6 protein-coding genes are annotated in these 8,337 nt (G+C 60.3%); 3 read left to right on the forward strand and 3 right to left on the reverse strand.

What is annotated here, in order from left to right:
- Positions 1-11: 11 nt before the first annotated feature.
- Positions 12-1,541, forward strand: a complete 1,530-nt coding sequence (locus Q7W83_RS09050; protein WP_150638702.1) for a DHA2 family efflux MFS transporter permease subunit — start codon at positions 12-14, stop codon at positions 1,539-1,541.
- 118 nt (positions 1,542-1,659) lie between these two features.
- Here the strand turns inward: Q7W83_RS09050 and lpxH are convergent, their stop codons facing one another.
- Together lpxH and Q7W83_RS09060 are read right to left on the reverse strand one after the other, a co-directional pair.
- Positions 1,660-2,412 carry a UDP-2,3-diacylglucosamine diphosphatase gene (lpxH, locus tag Q7W83_RS09055; protein ID WP_150638699.1) on the reverse strand — a complete coding sequence of 251 codons (753 nt, stop codon included), beginning with the start codon at positions 2,410-2,412 and terminating at the stop codon, positions 1,660-1,662.
- Positions 2,409-2,912: a peptidylprolyl isomerase gene (locus Q7W83_RS09060; protein WP_150631115.1), complete on the reverse strand. Its 504-nt coding sequence runs from the start codon at positions 2,910-2,912 to the stop codon at positions 2,409-2,411. Before Q7W83_RS09060 ends, lpxH begins: the two co-directional genes overlap by 4 nt.
- A 260-nt stretch (positions 2,913-3,172) precedes the next feature.
- Here Q7W83_RS09060 and Q7W83_RS09065 point away from each other — a divergent pair, with 260 nt between their 5' ends.
- Both Q7W83_RS09065 and cysS read left to right on the forward strand, forming a co-directional pair.
- Entirely contained in the window at positions 3,173-4,873 is a 1,701-nt protein-coding gene (locus Q7W83_RS09065) for a glutamine--tRNA ligase/YqeY domain fusion protein (RefSeq protein WP_150631116.1), read from the forward strand.
- Between the two features lie 17 nt (positions 4,874-4,890).
- Positions 4,891-6,273 (forward strand): cysteine--tRNA ligase, encoded by a 1,383-nt coding sequence (cysS, locus tag Q7W83_RS09070; protein ID WP_084321348.1) that lies wholly within the window; start codon positions 4,891-4,893, stop codon positions 6,271-6,273.
- Positions 6,274-6,490: 217 nt separating this feature from the next.
- On the opposite strand, the gene Q7W83_RS09075 is transcribed toward cysS, so the two are convergent.
- Positions 6,491-8,337, reverse strand: a 1,847-nt coding sequence (locus Q7W83_RS09075; RefSeq protein WP_473655902.1) for a sigma-54-dependent Fis family transcriptional regulator, incomplete at its 5' end; no start/stop codon positions are given.

The following is an 8,337-nucleotide window of genomic DNA, read 5'->3' on the forward strand; positions in this document are numbered from 1 at the left end:
AAGGATTCGCGATGAGCAATAACGCGTCTTTCACCCCGCCCAGCCTGCTGCTCAGCACCATCGGCCTGTCGCTGGCGACCTTCATGCAAGTGCTCGACACCACCATCGCCAACGTGGCATTGCCGACGATTTCCGGCAACCTGGGCGTGAGTTCGGAGCAGGGCACCTGGGTGATCACCTCGTTTGCGGTGAGCAACGCCATCGCGCTGCCGCTGACCGGTTGGCTGAGCCGACGGTTTGGTGAAGTGAAGCTGTTTCTCTGGGCGACGATTCTGTTCGTGCTGGCCTCGTTTCTCTGTGGTATTTCCACCTCGATGCCGGAGCTGATCGGCTTTCGGGTGTTGCAAGGCCTGGTGGCCGGGCCGTTGTACCCGATGACCCAGACGCTGCTGATCGCGGTCTATCCGCCGGCGAAGCGCGGCATGGCCCTGGCGTTGCTGGCGATGGTCACGGTGGTGGCGCCGATTGCCGGGCCGATTCTGGGTGGCTGGATCACCGACAGCTACAGCTGGCCGTGGATCTTTTTCATCAACGTGCCGATCGGGGTTTTCGCGGTCATGGTCGTGCGTTCGCAGCTCAAGGCGCGGCCGGTGGTGACCAGTTATCAGCCGATGGATTACGTCGGTCTGATCACGCTGATCATCGGTGTCGGCGCGTTGCAGGTGATCCTCGACAAGGGCAACGACCTCGACTGGTTCGAGTCGAACTTCATCCTCATCGGCGCGGCCATTTCCGCGATTGCGCTGGCGGTCTTCGTGATCTGGGAAATGACCGACAAACACCCGGTGGTCAACTTGCGCTTGTTTGCGTATCGCAACTTCCGCATCGGCACGATTGTGCTGGTGTTGGGTTACGCCGGGTTCTTTGGCATCAACCTGATCCTGCCGCAATGGCTGCAAACCCAGATGGGCTACACGGCAACGTGGGCCGGGCTGGCGGTGGCGCCGATCGGGATTTTGCCGGTACTGATGTCGCCATTTGTCGGCAAGTACGCGCACAAGTTCGACCTGCGGCTATTGGCGGGCCTGGCGTTCCTGGCGATTGGCCTCAGCTGCTTCATGCGCGCCGGGTTTACCAACGAGGTGGACTTCCAGCACATCGCTCTGGTGCAATTGTTCATGGGCATTGGCGTGGCGCTGTTCTTCATGCCGACCTTGAGCATTTTGATGTCGGACTTGCCACCGAGCCAGATCGCCGACGGCGCGGGCCTCGCGACCTTCCTGCGGACCCTGGGCGGCAGTTTTGCGGCGTCGTTGACCACGTGGATCTGGATTCGCCGGGCGGACCAGCATCATGCCTACATGAGCGAAAGCATCAGCACCTACGAACCGGCGACCCGCGAGGCCCTGAATGCACTGGGCGGTGCGAGCAACCCGGCGTATGCGCAGCTCGATCATGTGCTGACCAGTCAGGCGTACATGCTCTCCACCGTGGATTACTTCACGCTGCTGGGGTGGGCGTTCATGGGGTTGATCGTGCTGGTGTGGCTGGCGAAACCGCCGTTCGCGGCGAAGGCGGGGCCAGCGGCCAGCGGTCACTAACTCAAACACAGTTCCTGTGGGAGCGAGCCTGCTCGCGATGGTGTGTCAGCCACATTGATGTCGACTGACACACCATCGCGAGCAGGCTCGCTCCCACAATGGGTTTTGTGTTTGGCGGTTAGTGAGTGGGGGCTGCCAATTGTGGCGGCGGGGCGAAGTCGAACGGCGCCAACGCAAACCCGCTCTCATCTACCTGCAACGCCCACCCCTGACGATCCCAGTCCCCCAGCACAATGCGTTTGGCCGCTTGTTCGCCAATCTGCAACTTGTGGATGGCAGGGCGATGGGTGTGCCCGTGGATCAGGGTTTTCACACCATAGGCCTGCATGACCCGTGGCACTTCGTCCGGCGTGACATCGACGATGTCATTGGCCTTCATCCGCGTTTGCGCACGGCTTTCACTGCGCAGTTTGCGCGCCAGTTTATGGCGAGTGCCCAGGGGCAGGTGGCGCAGGATGAACAGGGTGATCGGGTTGCGCAGGTAGCGACGCAGCTTCATGTAAGCCTCGTCGCGGGTACAGAGGCTGTCGCCGTGCATCAAGAGCACCGGCTCGCCGTTGAACTGCACGACACTCGGGTCCTTCAGCAATGTACAGCCGGCCTGCTTGCAAAAGGCCTGGCCGAGCATGAAGTCGCGATTGCCGTGCATCAGAAAAATCGCCGTGCCGCTGTCGCTGAGGTCGCGCAGGGCCTGGCAGATGGAACGCTGAAAGGGCGTCATGGCATCGTCGCCAATCCACGCCTCGAAAAAGTCGCCCAGGATGTACAACGCACTCGCCGAACGGGCGCGTCCGGCGAGCAAATCCAGAAACGCCCGGGTGATGTCCGGGCGCTCCTCTTCCAGATGCAAGTCTGAAATCAGCAGTATCACTCAATGATCTCGGCTTTCTCGATGATCACGTCGTCTGCTGGCACGTCCTGGTGGCCGGACTTGGAGGTGGTGGAAACACCTTTGATCTTGTCGACAACGTCGGTGCCGGCAACGACTTTGGCGAATACCGCGTAGCCCCAGCCCTGGGTGGTCTTGGCGCTGTGGTTCAGGAAGCTGTTGTCAGCGACGTTGATGAAGAACTGGGCGGACGCCGAATGCGGCTCCATGGTACGAGCCATGGCCACGCTGTACTTCTCGTTCGGCAGGCCGTTGTCGGCTTCGTTCTGGATGCTTGGGCGCTTGTCTTTCTTTTCTTTCATGCCTGGCTCGAAACCGCCGCCCTGGATCATGAAGTTACCGATGACGCGGTGGAAAACGGTGTTTTCGTAGTGACCGGCTTTGACGTACTCGATGAAGTTGGCAACGGTCAGCGGTGCCTTTTCAGCGTTCAGTTCCAGGACGATGTCGCCGTGGTTGGTGGTCAATTTGACTTGGGTCATGATCGGTACTCTTTCAAGGAATTCATGGGTTTCGGGGCTCTGCAGCCCTCAACCGGTCCGGCCAGATTCGGCCAAGGTGCGCAGTTTAGCGTGCCGGGCGCGAATTTCGAGGCTGTTTTTCATTTGCATCCGATTAAATGCAGCCGTTTTCGGGCCTGTACTGTCAGCGACTTGACGGCATCGGCTATGATAAGCCCCTTTGTTTTAACCGCCGCTTTGATTTGGCCAACTGGCCGCGCACTTGTACGTTCAAGGATCCTATGAGCAAGCCCACTGTCGACCCTACCTCGAATTCCAAGACCGGCCCTGCCGTGCCGGTCAATTTCCTGCGCCCGATCATCCAGGCGGACCTGGACTCGGGTAAGCACACGCAGATCGTCACCCGTTTCCCGCCTGAGCCCAATGGTTACCTGCACATCGGTCACGCCAAGTCGATCTGTGTGAACTTCGGTCTGGCCCAGGAATTTGGCGGCGTCACCCACTTGCGTTTCGACGACACCAACCCGGCCAAGGAAGACCAGGAATACATCGACGCGATCGAAAGCGACGTCAAATGGCTGGGCTTTGAATGGTCCGGTGAAGTGCGCTATGCCTCGCAGTATTTCGACCAGTTGCACGACTGGGCCGTCGAGCTGATCAAGGCCGGCAAGGCCTATGTCGATGACCTGAGCCCGGAACAGGCCAAGGAATACCGTGGCAGCCTGACCGAGCCGGGCAAGAACAGCCCGTTCCGTGATCGCTCCGTGGAAGAAAACCTCGACTGGTTCGCCCGCATGCGCGCCGGCGAATTCCCGGACGGCGCACGCGTGCTGCGGGCCAAGATCGACATGGCCTCGCCGAACATGAACCTGCGCGACCCGATCATGTACCGCATCCGTCACGCGCATCACCACCAGACCGGCGACAAGTGGTGCATCTACCCGAACTACGACTTCACCCACGGTCAGTCGGACGCCATCGAAGGCATCACCCACTCGATCTGCACCCTGGAATTCGAAAGCCACCGTCCGCTGTACGAATGGTTCCTCGACGCCTTGCCAGTGCCGGCGCACCCACGCCAGTACGAATTCAGCCGTCTGAACCTGAACTACACCATCACCAGCAAGCGCAAGCTCAAGCAACTGGTCGATGAAAAGCATGTGTTCGGCTGGGACGATCCGCGCATGTCCACGCTGTCGGGCTTCCGCCGTCGCGGCTACACGCCGGCGTCGATCCGCAATTTCTGCGACATGGTCGGCACCAACCGTTCCGACGGCGTGGTCGACTTCGGCATGCTTGAATTCAGCATCCGTCAGGACCTCGACGCGAACGCTCCGCGCGCCATGTGCGTGCTGCGTCCGTTGAAGGTCGTGATCACCAACTACCCGGAAGACCAGGTCGAGAACCTCGAACTGCCGCGTCATCCGCAGAAAGAAGAACTGGGCGTGCGCAAGCTTCCGTTTGCCCGTGAAATCTACATCGACCGTGATGACTTCATGGAAGAGCCACCGAAGGGCTACAAGCGCCTGGAGCCGAACGGCGAAGTGCGTCTGCGCGGCAGCTACGTGATCCGCGCCGACGAAGCGATCAAGGACGCCGATGGCAACATCGTCGAACTGCGTTGCTCGTACGACCCGGAAACCCTGGGCAAGAACCCTGAAGGCCGCAAGGTCAAAGGCGTAGTGCACTGGGTTCCGGCTGCGGCCAGCGTCGAGTGCGAAGTGCGTCTGTACGATCGTCTGTTCCGCTCGCCGAACCCTGAGAAGGCCGAAGACAGCGCCAGTTTCCTGGACAACATCAACCCTGACTCGCTGCAAGTGCTGACCGGTTGTCGTGCTGAGCCTTCGCTTGGCAATGCACAGCCGGAAGACCGTTTCCAGTTCGAGCGCGAAGGTTACTTCTGCGCGGATATCAAGGACTCGAAACCCGGTCATCCGGTGTTCAACCGTACCGTGACCTTGCGTGATTCGTGGGGCCAGTGATTCAAGGAACCTCTAACGTGCTTTCGATCTACAACACGCTCACCAAGAGCAAAGAAGTCTTCAAACCGCTGGATGGCAACAATGTGCGTATGTACGTCTGCGGGATGACCGTGTACGACTACTGCCACATTGGCCACGGCCGCAGCATGGTCGCGTTCGACCTGGTGACCCGTTGGTTGCGCTTCAGCGGTTATAACCTGACGTATGTGCGCAACATCACCGACATTGAAGACAAGATCATCAATCGGGCCAAGGAGAACGGCGAGCCGTTCGACGTGCTGACCGAGCGCATGATCACCGCGATGCACGAGGACGAAGCGCGCCTCAACATCCTCAAACCGGACATGGAACCGCGGGCCACCGATCACATCGCTGGCATGCAGACCATGATCCAGACCCTGATTGACAAGGGTTACGCCTACGCCCCGGGCAATGGCGACGTGTACTACCGCGTCGCCAAGTTCATGGGCTACGGCAAGCTCTCGCGCAAGAAAATCGAAGACCTGCGCATCGGCGCGCGCATCGAAGTCGACGAGTCCAAGCAGGACCCGCTGGACTTCGTGCTGTGGAAAGGCGCCAAACCAGGCGAGCCGAGCTGGCCATCGCCGTGGGGCGACGGTCGTCCGGGCTGGCACATCGAATGCTCGGTGATGTCGACCTGCTGCCTCGGCGAGACCTTCGACATTCATGGCGGCGGTAGCGACCTCGAGTTTCCGCACCACGAAAACGAAATTGCCCAGAGCGAAGCGGCGACCGGCAAGACCTACGCCAACGCGTGGATGCATTGCGGCATGATTCGCATCAATGGCGAGAAGATGTCCAAGTCCTTGAACAACTTCTTCACCATTCGCGACGTGCTGGAAAAGTACCACCCGGAAGTCGTGCGTTACCTGCTGGTGTCGAGCCACTACCGCAGCGCGATCAACTACTCGGAAGACAATCTCAAGGACGCCAAAGGCGCACTCGAGCGTTTCTACCACGCGTTGAAAGGCCTGCCGAGCGTGGCGCCGGCTGGCGGCGAAGCCTTTGTCGAGCGCTTCACCCAGGTGATGAACGACGACTTCGGCACGCCGGAAGCCTGCGCGGTGCTGTTCGAGATGGTGCGCGAGATCAACCGTCTGCGCGAGAGCGATCTTGATGCGGCGGCGGGTCTGGCGGCACGCTTGAAGGAACTGGCCAGTGTGCTGGGTGTGTTGCAGCTAGAGGCGGATGACTTCCTGCAGGCCGGTGCTGAAGGGCGAGTTGATGCGGCTGAGGTCGATGCGCTGATTGCGGCGCGTCTGGCGGCTCGTGCGGCTAAAGACTGGGCTGAATCCGATCGTATCCGCGACCAGCTCACCGCCATGGGCGTGGTGCTGGAAGATGGCAAGGGCGGCACGACCTGGCGTCTGGCTGACTGATTGCTGTGATTGCTGCAAAACAAAACCCGCCTTGTGCGGGTTTTTGTTTTTGGGTCGGAGCAAGTGCAGCGGTGCCCAGGCTCGCGTCATCGCGAGCAGGCTCGCTCCCACATTGGATCTTAGCTATGTTTGAGTGCTGTGCGCGGCACAGATTCCCTGTGGGAGCGAGCCTGCTCGCGATGGTCTCCAGTCGAACACAAACAGTGTGGGCGGCTGGTCATTCAGCCTGGCGCAACCGCTTGTATAAGGTGTTGCGGCTGACTCCGAGACGTCGCGCCAAATGCGAAATATTCCCCCCAGCCGCCTGCAACTGCCGATTCAAGTCCTCGGCATCATTCAAATCCACCGCCAGGCTTTCCGGTGAGTCCAGCGGTTCCATCTCCAGATCGACAAAAAAATCATCCGGCAAATGCTCCGGCCGCACCGGTTGTTCCTCGGCCATGGCCAGCGCCACCTGCATCACGCTGCTGACCTGGCGCAAATTCCCAGGCCAGGGATGTCGGCCGAACAACTCCATCACCTCCCGACTCAAGCCTGCCCACTGCGACGGTTCGCGATGCTGCTCCCACAACCGTTTGAACAGCGCCTGTTTATCACTGCGTTCGCGCAACGGCGGTAATTCCAGGGTCAGGCCGCCGATCCGGTAATAAAGGTCTTCGCGAAACCGCCCCAACTGCACCTGCTCGCGCAACGAACGGTTGGTCGCCGAGATGATGCGAATGTCCACCGGGAACAGCTCGCTGCTGCCGACCGGTTGCACGCAGCGTTCCTGCAAAACCCGCAGTAGCCGGGCCTGAGTCGGAAGTGGCATGTCGCCGATTTCATCCAGAAAGAGAGTGCCTTTGTCCGCTTTGCGAATCAGTCCGATGCTGCCTTTTTGATTGGCTCCGGTAAACGCGCCTTTTTCGTAGCCAAACAGCTCGGATTCCACCAGTTCGGCGGGGATCGCGGCACAATTGACGGCAATAAACGGTTGTTTGCTGCGAGAACTGGCCTGATGCAACGCTTTGACGAACACTTCCTTGCCCACCCCGGTTTCTCCATGGATCAACAGCGGAATGTCTTTCTCCAGCAAGCGCTCGGCCTGGCGCACGGCTTTTTCCACGCGACTGTCGCCAAAGTGCAGCGTATTGAGGCTGATCGCGGCGGTCGCGGTCACGGCGGGTTCGGCGCTCTTGGGTTCTGAAAATAACCGGGCCTGAATCGGTGCCTGTTTCGGCCGCTTCAACAGGCACTGGAAGCGGTTGCGCCCGGAGGTCTGGAGGGAGAAGGGCAAGCCATCCGGCTGATTCAGCAGTTCGAGCAACGAGACCTTGAACAGGCTCTCGACGCTCACCCGGGACAGGCTGATACCGAGCAGATTGTCGGCGCGGCGGTTGGCTGAGAGCACCTGGCCGGTTTCATCGAAAATCAGCAATCCGGCCCATTGGCTGTCGAGGTTGTTCAACCCGGTGTTGAACGTCAGTTGAAAATGCTGGCCGTGGAAGAGGTTGAGGATCAGCCGGTTTTCCACGGTCTGACTCATCATCTTGACCATGCCGAGGGTGTGGGACGGCGGCAGGTAACTGTCGCTGGACACATCCAGCACCGCGATGACCTTGCGTTCGGCATCGAAAATCGGCGCGGCGGAACCGGTCATGAAGCGGTTGGCCTTGAGGAAATGTTCATCGTGCTCGATGTGCACCGCCTGCTCGCAGGCCAGCGCGGTGCCGATCGCATTGGTGCCGCTGCAGCGCTCGACCCAGCTCGCGCCGGCGCTGAAGCCTCGGGTCAGGTTCGGCTCGATGAAGCGCTGGGTGCCCCATGAGGTCAGGACCTGGCCCTGATTGTCGGCGAGCATGATCAGGCAATTGGAGTTGCTGAGGATGTTTTCGTAGTAGGGCAGGACTTCCTGATGCGTGGTCTGCACCAGTGAATGCTGGCTTTCCAGCAACTGCGCGATGTCCGCCGCCGGTAGCTGGTCGAACGCCGGGGCGCTCTGATGATCGAGACCGAACGCGCGGCACCGGGACCAGGAGTCCTGGATGATGGCGTCGTGGGACAAGACGGGGGCAGGTGCGGCCA

It is taken from the genome of Pseudomonas sp. 300 (assembly GCF_055803035.1).